The organism is Stenotrophomonas sp., assembly GCF_050737075.1.
GTDB lineage: Bacteria > Pseudomonadota > Gammaproteobacteria > Xanthomonadales > Xanthomonadaceae > Stenotrophomonas.
Genome location: NZ_JBOHXV010000101.1, coordinates 1 through 16,082 on the forward strand (window position 1 = coordinate 1; position 16,082 = coordinate 16,082).

The 16,082-nt window shown below is 68.7% G+C and carries 15 protein-coding genes; 7 read left to right on the plus strand and 8 right to left on the minus strand.

All coding sequences use genetic code 11. The features are described from left to right. A partial coding sequence (locus tag ACREPD_RS18585) for a LysR substrate-binding domain-containing protein (RefSeq protein ID WP_431600692.1) occupies positions 1-479 on the plus strand: 479 nt, incomplete at its 5' end. 29 nt (positions 480-508) lie between these two features. Here ACREPD_RS18585 and ACREPD_RS18590 read toward each other — a convergent pair. Then, a complete protein-coding gene (locus ACREPD_RS18590; protein WP_431600693.1) occupies positions 509-2,632 on the minus strand; it encodes a methyl-accepting chemotaxis protein in 2,124 nt (707 codons plus the stop codon). Between the two features lie 191 nt (positions 2,633-2,823). On the opposite strand from ACREPD_RS18590, the gene ACREPD_RS18595 reads away from it, so the two are divergent. Further along, a complete protein-coding gene (locus ACREPD_RS18595; RefSeq protein ID WP_431600694.1) occupies positions 2,824-3,276 on the plus strand; it encodes an Rrf2 family transcriptional regulator in 453 nt (150 codons plus the stop codon). Next, positions 3,266-4,174: an NAD(P)/FAD-dependent oxidoreductase gene (locus tag ACREPD_RS18600; RefSeq protein WP_431600695.1), complete on the plus strand. Its 909-nt coding sequence runs from the start codon at positions 3,266-3,268 to the stop codon at positions 4,172-4,174. Before ACREPD_RS18595 ends, ACREPD_RS18600 begins: the two co-directional genes overlap by 11 nt. Here ACREPD_RS18600 and ACREPD_RS18605 read toward each other — a convergent pair. Both ACREPD_RS18605 and ACREPD_RS18610 read right to left on the minus strand, forming a co-directional pair. After that, positions 4,164-5,384, minus strand: coding sequence for an RtcB family protein (locus tag ACREPD_RS18605; protein WP_431600696.1), 1,221 nt, complete (start codon positions 5,382-5,384; stop codon positions 4,164-4,166). The two genes, ACREPD_RS18600 and ACREPD_RS18605, sit on opposite strands and share 11 nt — an antisense overlap. Positions 5,385-5,749: 365 nt before the next feature. Further along, entirely contained in the window at positions 5,750-6,703 is a 954-nt protein-coding gene (locus ACREPD_RS18610) for an aldo/keto reductase (RefSeq protein WP_431600697.1), read from the minus strand. Between the two features lie 173 nt (positions 6,704-6,876). Between ACREPD_RS18610 and ACREPD_RS18615 the strand changes: the two genes are divergently transcribed. After that, a complete protein-coding gene (locus ACREPD_RS18615) occupies positions 6,877-7,728 on the plus strand; it encodes a class I SAM-dependent methyltransferase (protein WP_431600698.1) in 852 nt (283 codons plus the stop codon). 95 nt (positions 7,729-7,823) lie between these two features. Further along, complete coding sequence (locus ACREPD_RS18620; protein WP_431600699.1) at positions 7,824-8,360, plus strand: pseudouridine synthase; 537 nt, start codon at positions 7,824-7,826, stop codon at positions 8,358-8,360. Between the two features lie 145 nt (positions 8,361-8,505). On the opposite strand, the gene ACREPD_RS18625 is transcribed toward ACREPD_RS18620, so the two are convergent. Continuing rightward, positions 8,506-8,895 (minus strand): hypothetical protein, encoded by a 390-nt coding sequence (locus tag ACREPD_RS18625; protein WP_421567767.1) that lies wholly within the window; start codon positions 8,893-8,895, stop codon positions 8,506-8,508. Positions 8,896-9,121: 226 nt separating this feature from the next. Continuing rightward, complete coding sequence (gene hrpB / locus ACREPD_RS18630; RefSeq protein ID WP_431600700.1) at positions 9,122-11,626, minus strand: ATP-dependent helicase HrpB; 2,505 nt, start codon at positions 11,624-11,626, stop codon at positions 9,122-9,124. A gap of 105 nt (positions 11,627-11,731) precedes the next feature. Between hrpB and ACREPD_RS18635 the strand changes: the two genes are divergently transcribed. Next, the gene (locus tag ACREPD_RS18635) at positions 11,732-12,559 is read left to right on the plus strand and encodes a TatD family hydrolase (RefSeq protein ID WP_431600701.1); all 828 of its coding nucleotides are present in this window, start codon (positions 11,732-11,734) and stop codon (positions 12,557-12,559) included. 35 nt (positions 12,560-12,594) lie between these two features. Then, positions 12,595-13,278, plus strand: a complete 684-nt coding sequence (locus ACREPD_RS18640; RefSeq protein ID WP_431600702.1) for a hypothetical protein — start codon at positions 12,595-12,597, stop codon at positions 13,276-13,278. Here ACREPD_RS18640 and panE read toward each other — a convergent pair. From panE to ACREPD_RS18655, 3 genes are read right to left on the minus strand one after another with little or no spacing between them, the layout of a single operon-like run. Next, on the minus strand, positions 13,257-14,195 hold the full coding sequence (panE, locus tag ACREPD_RS18645; RefSeq protein WP_431600703.1) for a 2-dehydropantoate 2-reductase: 939 nt from the start codon (positions 14,193-14,195) through the stop codon (positions 13,257-13,259). The two genes, ACREPD_RS18640 and panE, sit on opposite strands and share 22 nt — an antisense overlap. Next, on the minus strand, positions 14,195-14,995 hold the full coding sequence (locus ACREPD_RS18650) for an ABC transporter permease (RefSeq protein WP_421567774.1): 801 nt from the start codon (positions 14,993-14,995) through the stop codon (positions 14,195-14,197). Before ACREPD_RS18650 ends, panE begins: the two co-directional genes overlap by 1 nt. Further along, positions 14,992-15,951, minus strand: coding sequence for an ABC transporter ATP-binding protein (locus tag ACREPD_RS18655; RefSeq protein ID WP_421567775.1), 960 nt, complete (start codon positions 15,949-15,951; stop codon positions 14,992-14,994). Before ACREPD_RS18655 ends, ACREPD_RS18650 begins: the two co-directional genes overlap by 4 nt. Positions 15,952-16,082: the final 131 nt, after the last annotated feature.

Sequence of the window (16,082 nt, forward strand, 5' to 3'; positions counted from 1 at the left end):
TGGCCATCCGCATCGGGCCGCTGGCCGATTCCACCCTGCATGCGCGCCCGCTCGCGCACAGCCGCCTGCGGGTGCTGGCCAGCCCGGCCTATCTCGCCGCGCATGGCACGCCGAACACCGTGGAGGATCTGGACGCCCACGTGCTGCTGGGCTTCAACGAACCGGATTCACTCAACCACTGGCCGCTGCCCGGGCGCACCGACGCGCTGTTGCACATCCGCCCGGTGGTGGCCGTTTCCAGCGGCGAAACCCTCCTGCGGCTGGCGCTGGAGGGCGCGGGCGTGGTCTGCCTGTCGGACTTCATGACCCATCGCGACCGTGAGGCGGGAACCTTGGTGCAGGTGTTGCCGGCGTTGACCGTGGAAGTACGACAGCCCATCCACGCCGTGTATTACCGCAACACCGCCGTATCGGCGCGGATCAGCTCGTTCCTGGATTACCTGGCCGACGCGATGGTCGGGCCGCCGTTTGTGCGGTAGGTGCCAACCGTGGGTTGGCACCCGTTGACCTACGCCGCGCGCGACAACGACGGCGCCGCTGGAGCCAGCACGAATACATCCACCGCGTCGTTCAGGGCGATGGCCTGTTCCTCCATGCTGCGCGCGGCGGCCGAGGCTTCTTCCACCAGCGCGGCGTTCTGCTGGGTGGCCTCGTCCATGTGGATCACGGTCTGGCTGACCTGCTCGATGCCGGCGGTCTGCTCCTGCGAGGCGGCCGAGATCTCGGCCATGATGTCGGTCACCCGCTGCACTCCACTGACGATCTCGCCCATGGTCTGACCCGCCTGGTGCACCAGCCGCGAACCGCTGGTGACATCGCCGACCGAGGTGTCGATCAGCGTTTTGATCTCCTTGGCCGCGCCGGCCGAGCGCTGCGCCAACGTGCGCACTTCGCTGGCCACCACGGCAAAGCCGCGGCCCTGTTCGCCGGCACGCGCCGCTTCGACGGCGGCGTTCAGCGCCAGGATGTTGGTCTGGAAGGCGATGCCGTCGATCACCGAGATGATCTCGGCGATCCGCTTCGACGACGCCTCGATGGCGCTCATGGTGGTCACCACCTGGCTCACCACTTCGCCGCCCTGCGCCGCGACAGTGGCCGCGCCGATGGCCAGCTGGTTGGCCTGGCGCGCGTGCTCGGCGTTCTGGCGCACGGTCGAGGTCAGCTCTTCCATCGAGGCGGCGGTCTCTTCCAGGTTCGCGGCCTGCTGCTCGGTGCGCTGCGACAGGTCGTTGTTGCCGGCAGCGATCTCGCTGGCGGCGGTCTGGATCGCCTGCGCGGCGCGCTTGATGTCGCCCACGATGCCGGTGAGCTGGCCGCTGGTCATCGCCACGTCGTCGCGCATGCGCGCGAACACGCCGTGGAACTGGCCCTGCATGCGCGCGCTGAGGTCGCCGCGCGCGATGGCCTGCAGCACGCCGGAAACCTCGCCCAGGTCGCGTTCGGTGGTTTCCATCAGCTGGTTGAGGCCGCCGACCATGTCGCGGAAGTCGTGCTGGTAGCGGCTGGCGTCGCCGCGCTGGCTGAAGTCACCGGCCGCGGCGGCCAGCGCCAGCCGCTTGATCTCGGCGTTGATCGCACCGAGGTTGTGCTTGACCGCATCCAGCGCCTCGGTGATGACTGCCTTCTCGCCCGGCAGGCGCTGCATGTCCTGCGAAAGATCGCCCACCGCATAGCGGCCCATGATCTCGATCGCACGCAGCTGCACCTGCAGGTGCGCGTCGACCAGGGCGTTGCTGTCGTTCACCATCTGCCCGTAGCCGCCCGGGAAGGCGCTGGCATCCATGCGGTAGCTGATCTCGCCGGCGTCATGGCGCTGGGCCATGCTGGCCTGCGCGGCCAGCACGTCCTTCAGCGTCTGGGTGACGGCGGTCATCGCCAGGCCGAGGCGGCCGATCTCGTCGCGGCTGCGGACCTGCACGGTGTGGTCGAGTTCGCCGCGTGCGACGGCGCGTGCGGCCGCCTCCACCGCCACGACCGGCGCGATCACCGAGCGCCGCAGCCACACCGCCAGTACCGCCATCAGGATGCCTGCCGCCAAGGCGGTCAGCGCCGCGCACAGCACCAGCATGCGCCGGGCCTGCTCGGAGCGGGCCTGCACCGCGCGCTCGGCGACCGCCGCGGTCTGCTTGCCCAGCGCATCCAGCGTGGTGCCCAGCGCCCGGTCCTTGCCACGCACCAATGCGTCGCCTTCGAGCGGGCTGTAGCCGCTGGCGGCGAACGCCTCCAGCGCACCGTGGTAGTCCGCTTCCAGCGTGGTGTGCTGGGCCAGGAAGGCCTGCGCCAGCCGCACCGTTTCGGCATCGCCGCCGCTCGCCAGCCCCTTGGCCAGCGCACGGGTCTTGTCGCCCTGTGCATCGAACGCGGCCAGGTGCTTGGTCCGCAGCGCCTCGTCGCTGCCGCGCAGCAGCACGTTCTTCCACTCCTGCACCTGCATGCGGAACTCGCGCTGCAGGCCTTCGGCCTGGGCGTTGCGGGCCACTTCGGGCGGAATGGTGGTGGAGAGATTCAGCCAGGCCGATCCCAGCCCGGCCAGGGCGCACAGCACCACCACGGCCAGGCCAAGCGACAGGGCGCCGAGCAGCTTGAACTGCAGGCTGAGGGCGCGCGCGGGCGCAACGGAGGAGAGGGGCATCGCGGATCACTGAAAGAGGGAAGGGGCGATGGCGGTATCGGAATCCGCAGCGACCTTCTGAAGTGCGATGTGGCGCACATTTTCTGTCTCATTCACGCATGTGAAACTTTTATTACCGTTGCAAAGACGACACCGGTGGAACAGCCAGCGGGTTGCATGCCCTGATTCGAATATGTAACTATCGGTGTTACATGAAATCCAGCAACCAGTTCTCCGACGCGCTCCACATCATGGCCCACCTGGTCGGCCAGGCCGGCCCGCGGACCTCCGAACAGCTCGCCACCTGCCTGCCCACCCACCCGGTGGTGATCCGCCGCCTGCTGGCGGCACTGCAGAAGGGCGGGCTGGTCCACAGCGCGCGCGGTCATGGCGGTGGCAGCCAGCTGGCGCGCGACCCGGCCACGATCACCCTGCACGACGTCTACCTCGCCATCGGTTCGCCGGCACTGCTGCATACCGGTGCGCGCGAGACCGGGCGCGGCTGCCCGGTACAGCAGGTGGTCAACGCCGCCCTGGACGAGAGCTACCAACAGGCGCAGGCACTGCTCGAACGGCGCCTGCACGCCACCACGCTGGCCACCTTGGGCGAGGCCTTCGCCCAGCACCTGGCCCAGCACACCACAGGAGTTGCGCATGAGCTTTGATGCCGTGATCGTCGGCGGCAGTTTCGCCGGTCTCTCCGCCGCCATGATGCTCGCGCGGGCCCGCCGCAGCGTGCTGGTGATCGACAGCGGGTTGCCGCGCAACCGTTACGCTGCGCACTCGCACGGGGTGCTCGGGTTGGACGGCATCAACGGCGGCGAGCTGCTTCGTCAGGCCAAGGCGCAGTTGCTGGACTACCCGAGCGTGCGCTGGTGCAGCGACACCGCCACCGAGGCACACCCCACCGTGGACGGCTTCGCCGTGCACACGGCCGGCGGCGACACCTGGGCCACGCGCAAGCTGCTGCTGGCCACCGGCATCCGCGATGAACTGCCGTCCATTCCCGGCCTTGCCGAACGCTGGGGACACAGCGTGCTGCACTGCCCCTACTGCCACGGCTACGAAATCGGCGGCGGCGAGATCGGCCTGCTCGGCGGGCACGCGTTGTCGGCGATGATGGCCGGGCTGCTGGCCGACTGGGGGCAGGTCACCCTGTTCGCGCATGGCATGACACTCGACGACGAGCAGCTGGCCACCCTGCAGCGCCGTGGCGTGCGCGTCGAATCGGCCGAGGTGGTCGCGCTGGAAGGCGATGCGCCGGACCTGAGCGGTGCACTGCTCGCCGACGGCCGCCGCATCGACCTGCGCGCGCTGTTCGTGGCCTCGCGCCAGCACATGGCCTCACCGCTGGTGGAACAGCTGGGCTGTGCGCTGGATGAGAGCCCGGTGGGCGTGCTGGTGCAGGTGGACGCGCAGAAGCAGACCACGGTGCCCGGCGTGTACGCCGCAGGCGATGCCACCGTGATCGGCAACATCACGCTGGCCAGCGCCGAGGGCGTGCGTGCGGGGGTCAGCCTGCACCACGCCCTGGTGGCCGAGGACAGCGCGCTTACCTCTTGATGCAGACCACCTGGCGCAGGGTGTGCACCACCTCCACCAGGTCGCTCTGCGCGGCCATCACCGCATCGATCGACTTGTAGGCGGCGGGCGACTCGTCGATCACCGCCGCATCCTTCCGGCATTCCACGTGTGCGGTTGCCTCGCGGTGCTGGGCAAGGGTGATCTGCTGGCGTGCCGCGGAACGGCTGAGCACGCGCCCGGCGCCATGGCTGCAGCTGTGGAAGCTCTCCGCATTGCCCTTGCCACGCACGATGTAGCTGCGCGTGCCCATGCTGCCCGGAATGATACCCAGCTCGCCGGCACGCGCGCTCACCGCGCCCTTGCGCGTCACCAGCAGTTCCTCGCCGCCGTGCGTTTCGGTCTGCACGTAGTTGTGGTGGCAGTTCACCGCCAGCTTCTCCAGCTGGAACTTCGGCAGCCGCTGGCGCATCTCGGCCAGCACCCGCGCCATCATCGCCTCGCGGTTCTCGCGGGCGTACTCCTGCGCCCACGACACCGCCTGCACGTAGTCGTCGAACAACGGCTCGCCCTGCATGAAGAACGCCAGGTCCTTGTCCGGCAGGTGGAAGCCGAGCACGCGCCGGGCCAGCTGTTCGCGCGCCTGTTCGATGAAGTAGGTGCCGATCAGGTTGCCGGTGCCGCGCGAGCCGCTGTGCAGCATCACCCACACCGCGCCGGTTTCATCCAGGCAGATCTCGATGAAGTGGTTGCCGCCGCCAAGCGTACCGATCTGGCACGCCAGCTTGTCGGTGCGGACCTGGCGATGCCGCTCCTTGATGGCATCCAGGCGCTGGACCAGCCCGGAGCGCTCGATGCGGCTGCGGATGCTGTCCGGCAGCTGCCGGTGCTCGCCGCCCTTGCCATTGCCCACCGGCACGGCGCGCTCGATGTGGCTGCGCAGCTGCGCGAGCGAGTCCGGCAGGTCGTCGGCGCGCAGCGTGGTGCGTACCGCGGCCATGCCGCAGCCGATGTCCACGCCGACGGCGGCGGGAATGATCGCACCGCGGGTCGGAATCACCGAACCCACGGTTGCGCCCTTGCCGACATGCACGTCGGGCATCACCGCTACCCATGGGCCCACGAAGGGCATCGCGGCGATGTTGCGCAACTGCGCCTGCGCCAGCGTGTCCACCGGCACGCCGCGCACCCAACCCTTGATGGGCGTGCTGCCTTCGGCATGCAGGAAATCGAAATTGTGTTGTGTAGTCATGACATCAGTCCATTGAAGGTGCGCAAACGAAAACGCCCCCGGATGCAGCATCCGAGGGCGTTTGCGTACCTCGGAGATCGGGAACCGATCTCCGTGCAGGAAGATCAGTCGATGGCCAGCGTCAGTGCCTGATCCGCGGCATCGCACGAACGCAGCGCGGTATTGGCGCGCGGCAGTCGGTGGGCGATGGCGGGGAAGCGGAAGGGCATGACGGTCTCGGTTGAAGGGAAGGGGTGCCGCACGGGGCGGCGATGGGCGCGAACCTTACGCGGGTTCGTTTACGCGCGCAACTGCGTCATGGCAGCGCAGGTCGTTCGCCTGTGCCACGAACCGCCTGCGCCGGCCAACGGCCGGCGCTACCGCGTTCATTCCGCGCTGGCGGCGTCGAGCAGCGCGATGTCTGCCGGCGACAGGTTCACCTGCGCGGCGGCGAGCACGTCGTGCAGCTGCTCCACGCGGGTGGCGCTGACGATCGGCGCGGTGATGCCCGGGCGGGCGATCAGCCATGCGATCGCCACCTGCGCGGCGGTGGCGTTGTGCGTGCTGGCGGTGTCGTCCAGGGCCTGCAGGATGCGCAGGCCGCGCGGATTGACGTACTTGGCCACCACGCTGCTGCCACGCGAGCTGCTCTTGGCCGCATCATCGGCGCTGCGGTACTTGCCGCTGAGGAAGCCACTGGCCAGCGAGTAGTAGCTGATCACGCCCAGTTCGTTCTCGCGTGCCACCGCTTCCAGCCCGGCCTCGTACCCGGCGCGGTCGTACAGGTTGTACTCCGGCTGCAGGGTCTCGTAGCGTGGCAGCGTGTAGTCGGCCGACACCTTGAGCGCATCGCGCAGGCGTTCGGCGCTGTAGTTGGACGCGCCGATGGCGCGCACCTTGCCCTGTTCGATCAACCGGCCGAATGCGGCCAGCGTGGTCTCCAGAGGCGTGGACTCGTCGTCTTCATGGGCCTGGTACAGGTCGATCACGTCGGTCTGCAGGCGGCGCAGCGAATCGTCCACCGCGGCGGCGATGTTGTCCGCCGACAGCCCGGGGCGCTCGGCCCACTTGGCGACCTTGGTGGCCAGCACCACCTTGTCGCGCTTGCCGCTGCGCTGGAACCAGCGGCCCAGGATGGTCTCCGATTCGCCGCCCTGGTTGCCCGGCACCCAGGCCGAATAGGCGTCGGCGGTGTCGACCAGGTTGTAGCCGGCATCGACGAAGGCATCCAGCAGCGCGAACGAGGTCTTCTCGTCAGCGCCCCAGCCAAACACGTTGCCACCGAACGCGATGGGCAGCACTTTCAGGCCGGAACGGCCGAGTTCGCGTGGTGCAGTCATGGGCATCTCCTCCAATCGAATCCAATGCAACAGCATAAGTGCCTGCCCATGACACCGCTGCGGCGGCGGGCACAAAACAGTGTTCCGCTTCGCTGCACTGCACTAACGTTTTGTGAACACCTTTGACATCGCGGCTGCTAGTCTCGCCGCATCCCGCCACCGGAGTACGTCCGATGAAAGCCCGTTCACTCAGCTGCGCCTGCCTGTTCACCGCCTCGACGCTGCTGCTTGCCGCCCCGGCACTGGCGATCAAGCCGGCCGGCCCCAATGCCCAGCCGGCGATCACCGCCGCAGTCCAGGCTGCGGTCGATGGCAAGGGCCGCACCCCGGACAACGTGAAGCGCGATGCCTATCGCCACCCGGCGCAGACGCTGTCGTTCTTCGGTGTGGAACCGGGCAAGTCGGTCATCGAAATCACGCCCGGATCGGGCTGGTACTCGGAAATCCTGGCACCGCTGCTGCACGACAACGGTCACTACATTGCCGCCGTGGTTGACCCGATGGCGGTGCCTGAAGGCCGCGCACGTGACTACCAGGCGCGCGGCAAGGAAGGGCTGGAGAAGAAATTCGCGGCCAACCCGGCGCTGTACGGCAAGGCCCGCGTAGTCGCCTTCGATCCGGCCGCCCCGCAGTTCGGCGCGGATGGCTCGGTGGATACCGTGCTGACCTTCCGCAACGTGCACAACTGGCGTACGGCCGACCAAGCCGAGGGTATGTTCAAGGGCTTCTATCGCGTGCTGAAGCCCGGCGGCGTGCTCGGCGTGGTCGAACACCGCGCCAAGACCGACGTGCCGGCCGACGACAAGAGCGGCTACGTGGGCCAGGCCCAGGTCATCGCCATGGCCGAAGCGGCCGGATTCAAGCTGGCGGGCAGCAGCGAGATCAACGCCAACCCGCGCGATACCAAGGATTATCCGGGCGGCGTATGGACGCTGCCGCCGTCGAACAACCATGACAAGGCCGATGATGCCAAGTACAAGGCCATCGGCGAGAGCGACCGGATGACGCTACGCTTCGTCAAGTAACGCGGGAACGCCGGCAGGTACCGACCGTTGGTCGGTACTCCGGCATCCGGGTGCACGGAATGGGACAATGGCGCATCGTCGCCCAATCCCGTCCCATGCTCATCGCCTTCAATAAACCCTTCAATGTGCTGTGCCAGTTCACTGACAGCAGCCAGCCGCCGCGCGCGACCCTGGCCGGGTTCGGGCTGCCGCCTGATGTCTACGCCGCCGGGCGGTTGGACTACGACAGTGAAGGCCTGCTGCTGCTGACCGACGACGGCCCGCTGGCGCACCGGTTGACCGATCCGCGCCACAAGGAAGACAAGACCTACTGGGTGCAGGTGGAAGGAACGCCCAGCGACGAACAGCTGCAGGCGTTGCGCAGCGGCGTGCAGCTGAATGATGGGCCGACTCTGCCCGCGCGCGTGGCACGCCTGGAAACCCCGACGTTGTGGGCGCGAAACCCACCTGTGCGGTTCCGCAAGACCGTGCCCGATGCCTGGCTGGCGATCACGCTGCGCGAGGGCCGCAACCGCCAGGTGCGGCGCATGACGGCGGCAGTGGGGTTGCCCACGCTGCGGCTGGTGCGGGTTTCAATGGGGCCACATGGGCTGGATGACCTGCAGCCGGGTCAATGGCGGCAGATCGACTGAACCCCGCAACGTAGAGCCACCCCATGGGTGGCTGCGCGCGGGGCCGGATCACGAGCAGCCACCCATGGGGTGGCTCTACCAGTCCCAACCAAAAAAACCGCCGGACATGCCGGCGGTTTTCCTTATCCGCTGAACGCCCTGCGTATCAGGCGTCGCTGCCAATATCGCTGTGCTCATCCACGACCGTGGTATTGCGGCGGTTGCGCGCGCTGATGCGCTCGGCCTGCCCGTTCACCACGCTGCCATTGGCGAGCTTCTTCTTCTGCTGCTTGCGGTACAGCGCATACCCCAGCAGGCCGACGCCAACCGCCGCCACGGCGATGGTCGCGGCCGGGTTGCGGCGCACCACCTTGGCGGCCACTTTGCTGCCGGTCTTCACTGCCCCGAGCGCCGCACCGGTCTTGATCCAGTCGGTCGCCTGCGGGCCGAAGTGGCGCAGATTGGTGCCGGCGTGCTTCAGGCCATCGCCCGCGCTGCTTGCCAGATCCAGTGCGCGCTCAAGAGCGCGGTCGGTAATAACGGTCAGTCTGCTCATGGGGGGTCCTTTGCCTCGGTTCGGTATCCAGTGTCGCCCGGCGGCCGTGTAGGGCGTGTTATCCGTCGCCCACGGTCCAGTCACGACGATAACCAATCTGCGGCATCGATTCAGGTCGCACGTATCGCGCGGTCAGCCCCCAGCCATGAATGGGCAGCCGTAGAGCCACGCCATGCGTGGCTGATCGCGGCGTCGGATACATCACGCAGCCAAGCCGGACGCGAGGTTACGTACCGCGCGGCTTGGCGCGGTGCGTGGCGGCAGCCGTCCACGGATCATCCGGCCACGGGTGTCGCGGGTAGCGCCCCTTCATCTCCTTTTTGACCTCCGCATAGGTATTCGCCCAGAAGTTGCGCAGGTCCTGGGTGACCTGCAGCGGGCGACCCCCGGGCGAGAGCAGGTGCAGGGTGAGCGCGATGCGGCCGTCGGCGATGCGCGGCGTATCGGCCAGCCCGAACAGCTCCTGCAGCTTCACCGCCAGCACCGGCGGCTGCGGCGTGCTGCCGTCGGCGTCGATGGCGTAGGTGATGGGCCGTTCCATGCCCGACGGCACCGCGATGCGCACCGGCGCATGGCGGTCGATCAGCTGCCGCTGCGCCCACGGCAGGGGCGACTTCAGCGCCTCACCCAGCGCGGACTCGTCCAGCGCATCCAGGCGGGTCCTGCCGTCGAATGCGGGGGTCAGCCAGGTCGACAGGGTCTCCATCAGCGCGGCATCGGACACGTCCGGCAGCTCCAGCTCCGGCATCCAGGTGCGCAGCGCCACCGTGCGCGCCTGCCACTGGCGCAGGCCCTCGGTCCACGGCAACGCGTCAAGGCCCAGCTCGCGCACCGCTTCGGTGAGCGCCTGCGCGGCCTGCGCGGGATCGACCCGGCCGGCCGAGCGGCTGTCCAGCACGATGCGGTCGAAGCGGCTCTCGCGACGCGCCACCAGCGCGCGCTTCTCTGCGTCCCAGCGCACCACGTCCTGCTGCACGAAGCGCTGCGGGAAATCGCGGCGCAGCCGGTTCTCATCCACCGGCGCGGCACGCAGCAGCAACGCATCGCGCGCCTCGTAGCGCAGTTCCACCGCCACCAGCCACGGCTCGCCGCGCAGGTCGCTGGGATCGAACAGGCGCGCGCTGCGGCCGTTGGCCAGCAGGTAGCGCAGCGGATCGGTGGGGTGGCGCGCGGCGATCCGGTCGGGGAACGCATGCGCGAGCAGGTCGCCCAGCTGGTGCGCCTCCACCGACGACGGCGGCGCCGCGTCGCAGCGCAGACGCCGGCGCCATTGCTTGCTGGCCGCATCGATGGCGGCCAAGGCACCACGGTTGGCATCGTGTGGCGCGCGGCCCTGGCGGAAGGCCGCCAGCGCGCGCCAGCGGGCCGCCAGCGCATCGCCGCCCTGGCGCAGCGGGTCGCGTGCCTCCACCAGCGCCGCCAGGTCGCAGGCCAGCGCCTGTTCGGCGCCGCTGCCGGTCGCCAGCAGCATCGCCGCCAGCCGCGGGTGCGTGCCCACCGTGAGCATGCGCCGGCCCAGCGCGGTGAGGCCACCGCTGTCGCTCAGCGCACCCAGGCGCTGCAGCAGTTCGCGTGCGGCGGCCATCGCGCCCACCGGCGGCGCATCCACGAAGCGCAGGTCGTCGCTGCCCCACGCCGCCAGTTCCAGCGCCAGCGCGGCCAGTTCCACCTGTGCGATCTCCGGCCGGCGCTGCGACTCCAGCCGCTGCGACTGCGGCCACAGCCGCCATGCCCAGCCGTCGGCCACGCGGCCGGCACGGCCGGCGCGCTGGTCGGCCGAGGCCTGCGCGATGCTCACCACGTCCAACCGTGCGAAGCCGCTGTTGGGGTCGTAGCGCGGTTCGCGCGCCAGCCCCGCATCGATCACCACGCGCACACCGGGCAGGGTGACCGACGACTCGGCCACGTTGGTGGCCAGCACCACCCGGCGCTGGCCCTGCGGGTCGGGTTGCAGCACGCGCGACTGCTGGTCCACCGGCAGCTCGCCGTGTAGCGGCAGCACCTGGATATCGGCCGGCAGAACCTGCTCGAGTGCGGCCTGGGTGCGCCCGATCTCGCGCTGGCCGGGCAGGAATACCAGCACGTCGCCGGGATGCTCGGTGAGCGCCTGTTGCACCGCGCGTCGCGCCTGCGCTTCCAGCGCCTCGTCGCGGCGTGCCGGGAAGTGGCTCACCACCACCGGGAAGCTGCGGCCCGCACTGCTCAGGCGCGGCGCATCCAGGAACTGCGCCAGGCGCTCGCCGTCCAGCGTGGCCGACATCACCACGATCCGCAGGTCGTCGCGCAGCTGCGCCTGAACGTCCAGTGCCAGGGCCAGGCCCAGGTCGGCGGCGAGATGGCGCTCATGGAATTCGTCGAACAGCAGCGCGCCCACGCCTTCCAGCATCGGGTCGTCCTGCAGCATGCGGGTCAGGATGCCTTCGGTGACCACCTCCACCCGGGTCCGCGCGGAGACTTTGTTCTCGAAGCGGATGCGGTAGCCGACGGTCTCACCCACGTCCTCGCCCAGCTGCCGCGCCATGAACCGCGCGGCGCTGCGCGCGGCGACCCGGCGCGGCTCCAGCATGATGATCTTTCGGCCCTGCAGCCACGGCGCGTCCAGCAGTGCCAGCGGCACCTGGGTGGTCTTGCCGGCGCCGGGGGGCGCCTCCAGCACCAGCCGTGGGTGGCTGGCCAGGTGCGCGGCAATCTCTGGCAGCAGCGCGGAAATGGGAAACATCGGGGTACTCATGGCGGCAAGGATACGGGCCGCGGGCAGCAGCGGCGAGCCGTGGCGCCCGGGGCGCGCACGGGCCGCACGCTACAATGGGCCGATCAACTGCCTTGTAGCTGCCCCATGCAACTGATCGATATCGGCGCCAACCTCACCCACGATTCCTTCGACCGCGACCGCGACGCCGTGCTGGCGCGCGCACGCGAGGCCGGGGTGGTGCAGATGGTGCTGACCGGGGCCAGCCGCGAGCATTCGCCACTGGCACTGGAGCTGGCGCGGCAGCATCCGGGCTTCCTGTACGCCACCGCCGGCGTGCACCCGCACCATGCGGTGGAATACACCGACGAGTGCGATGCCGAGATGCGCGCACTGCACGCGCACGCCGAAGTGGTGGCGGTGGGCGAGTGCGGCCTGGACTACTTCCGCGACTTCGCTCCGCGCCCCGCCCAGCACCGCGCCTTCGAACGGCAGCTGCAGCTGGCCAGCGAGGTGCTGGCTGGCGACGGCCAGCGCAAGCCGCTGTTCCTGCACCAGCGCGACGCGCATGCGGACTTCATGGCGCAGATGAAGAACTTCGATGGCAAGATCGGCGCGGCGGTGGTGCATTGCTTCACCGGCGAACGCCAGGAACTGTTCGACTACCTCGACCAGGACTGGTACATCGGCATCACCGGCTGGCTGTGCGACGAACGCCGCGGCGCGCATCTGCGCGAGCTGGTCAAGCACATTCCGGCCAACCGGCTGATGATCGAAACCGACGCGCCGTACCTGCTGCCGCGCACCCTGAAGCCGATGCCCAAGGACCGTCGCAACGAGCCGATGTTCCTGTCCCACATCGTGGAGGAGCTGGCCCGTGATCGCAGTGAGCCGGTCGAGGTGGCTGCAGCCAATGCCACCGCAGCGTCGCGTGCGTTCTTCCGCCTGCCCGCGTTGGGCGACGGCAATTCATGAAGTTCTGATGGGCAGCGGCTGACGGCACGGTCAGCATGGGCATCGATCACTCGACGCCCAAGGTGCACGCCGTGTATATCCCTCCCGCTGAATCCCCATCGCCCTCGTTGCCCTCCCGCGTCGGTCCATCCCGCCGCAGGCACGCCGTGCCGGCAGCGGATGTCTGGCAGCCCTGGAACGGCCAGGAGCTGCGCCGTGATGTCGCGCCCAACTACATAGGCAATACGCTGCTACGGGCCAACCTTGTCAGCGTGCCGCGTTCGGGGCACCTGCCTGACTTCCCGTGGAAGCCCGTGCTGGTGGATCTCACTACCAGTGCCGATACCCGATCCATCGGCACGCAGACCGATCTTGTTCTGGGGGCTGCAGAACCCGGGCCGTTTCCCGCAGTCTCGCCGGAGCAGCTCGCCCTGAGCCTGCTGCAGAAGAACCGTGCCCTGCAGAACGTGGTGGGGCGCCCGCGTTACCGGTGGTATCCGGAACTCCCGTATGCCGCGGCGGCACGGCCGCGGCGCGCAGTACGGCCCATGGCGACGAGTACCGCAAGTGCGGACCGCGCTGCCGCGTTACCGCAGCAGCCGTTGAACCTGACCCAGCCTGCTGTTGCACCGCAGGCTGCCGCGCCAGTGCAGGGCATGACGCCACTCTTCCAGTTGGAGGCGATGTACCCGGCGCTTTCCCCGCAGCTGGCCCGGTATTACCCCGAACGCTGGTTCTGATAGGCCTGCAGGTGGCTGTACGCCACCGCCAGCAGCGGTGCGGTCTGGCCGGCCGCACGGGCCCTGGCCAGCATGTCGCCCACGATGTGGGCGGCTTCCACCTGCTGGCCGGCCTCCAGATCGCGCAGCATGGACGCCTTGAGTGCCGAGCCGGGCTGCGTGGCGGCGCTCAGAGCCATCTGCCGCGCCTTGTCCGGAACCGGCTCGCCGGCCGCATCGGCCACACCCAGGCATTCGTCGTACAGCCCGCGCACGATCGCCGCGCCGTCGTCGGTGGCCACGATGGTGCCCACATCGGCGCGCATCAGGCAGGTGGACGCGGCCAGCGTGGTCAGGAAGGTGTACTTGATCCACTGTTCCTGGCCGATGGCATCGCTGGCCACATGCTCCACGCCGGCCTGCACGCAGGCCGCCGCCAGCGCCAGTACCCGCGCGCTGCTGCCGGTGGTGTCGCGCTCGCCGAAGGTCAGCTTCGCCGGCGGTGCCAGGTGCAGCACGGCACCATCTGCGGCCTTGGTCGCGCTGATGAAGCACAGCCCGCCCAGCACGGCGTCGCGGCCGAAGCGCGCGTCCAGCGCCGTGTAATGGCGCAGCCCGTTGAGGATCGGCAGCACCGTGGTGCGCGAGGACACGGCCGGTGCAATCGCCTCGATGGAGCTGTCCAGGTCGTAGGCCTTGCAGCTCAGGATCACCAGATCGAACGGCTGCTGCGCGGCCAGTGCAGGCAACGCATCGGCCGTGACATGGGCCACCGGGAAGGTGGCATCGCCGAGCGGGCTGCGAATGACCATCCCCTCGCGCTCCAGCTGCGCGGCGCGCGCTGGACGCACCAGGAACGTCACGTCGACGCCGGCCTGGGCCAGTCGACCACCGAAGTAACCGCCGGTGCCGCCGGCACCCAGTACAAGAATGCGCATCAGCTGCGCATCCCCACGCCGCGCTTGAGCAGCCACAGGGCCAGCGCCGTGAGCGCCACCACGAAGCCGATCATCAGCGCGTAGGCCACCCACAGCGGCACGTCGCTGGTGCCCAGCAGGCCGTAGCGGAATGCGTTCACCATGTAGAAGATCGGGTTCGCATGGGTCGCAGCTTCGGCCCACGTCGGCAGCAGCTTCACCGAATAGAACACGCCGCCCAGGTAGGTCAGCGGGGTCAGGATGAAGGTCGGCACGATCGCCACGTCATCGAACTTCTTGGCGTACACCGCATTGATGAAGCCGGCCAGCGAGAAGATCGTCGCGCCCAGCAGCACCGTGGTCAGCGTCACCAGCGGGTGCGGAATGCGCACCGGCGTGAAGAACATCGCGATGATCAGCACGATCACGCCCACCATCAGCCCGCGCAACACTGCGCCGGACACGTAGCCCCACAGGATCACCCAGTTCGGCATCGGGCTCACCAGCAGCTCTTCCACGTGGCGGCCGAACTTGGCGCCGAAGAACGACGAACTGATGTTGCCGTAGCTGTTCTGGATCACGCTCATCATCACCAGGCCCGGCACGATGAACTGCATGTAGCTGTAGCCGCCCATCTCGCCCACGCGCGAGCCGATCAGCCCGCCGAAGATCAGGAAGTACAGCGTCATGGTGATCGCCGGCGGCACCAGCGTCTGGCCCCAGATGCGCAGGATGCGCGCCACTTCGCGGCGCACGATGGTCAGCAGCGCAATGCGGTTGCGCTGGCCGTCGGTCAGGACCGGGGTCGGGGTGCTGCTCATGCCGCGTTCTCCTGGTTGCCGGTGAGCCGCACGAACAGCTCCTCCAGGCGGTTGCTCTTGGTCCGCATCGAACGCACCCGGATGCCCGACGCGTTCAGCGTCGCGAACACCCGGTTGAGGTCCATCGCGCGCGGCATGTCCACGTCCAGCGTGTGCCCGTCGATGGCGGTGATGGTGGTGCCTTCGATCACCGGCAGCTGCGCCGGCAGCTCACCGTCGATATCGAACAGGAAGCCTTCCACGTCCAGCTTGGCCAGCAGTTCGCGCATCGGCCCCTGCGTGACGATCTGGCCGTGGTTGATGATGGCCAGGTTGCGGCACAGGTGCTCGGCCTCTTCCAGGTAGTGCGTGGTGAGGATGATCGTGGTGCCGGCGGCGTTGATCTCCTTCAGCACCCGCCACATGTCGCGGCGGATCTCGATATCCACGCCGGCGGTGGGTTCGTCCAGGATCAGCAGGCGCGGGCGGGTCATCATGGCCCGGGCGATCATCAGCCGGCGCTTCATGCCGCCCGACAGCGTCCGGCTCATCACCTGCGCCTTTTCCCACAGGTGGGCGCGCTTGAGCTCCTCTTCGGCCATCTTCTCGGCCTCGGCACGGGCCACGCCGTAGAAGCCGGCGTAGTTCACCAGGATGTCGAAGGGCTTCTCGAACAGGTTGAAGTTGATCTCCTGGGGCACCAGGCCGATCAGGCGCATGGTGGCGCTGCGGTTGCGCACCAGGTCGCTGCCGAAGACCTCGACCTGGCCCTCGCTGAGGTTCACCAGCGAGCTGATGATGCCGATCAGGGTGGACTTGCCGGCCCCGTTCGGGCCCAGCAGCGCGAAGAAGTCACCCGGGGCAACGTCCAGCGAAACGCCCTTCAGCGCCTGGGTGCCGTTGTCATAGGTCTTGCGGAGGTCGCGCACCCGCAGGGCGGGGGCGGTGCTGGTCGCGGGGGTGTTCTGGGATGCCAAGCTCTTGCCTTCGCGCCCGAGGGTCGGCGCTGGATAGGGGCGGGGGAGCGGCTATTATAGAAGGCCCCGAGGGTTTGCCCCGGCTACACACTGTTTCCCAAATTCGTGCCTGTTCAATTCCCCCCTGTCTC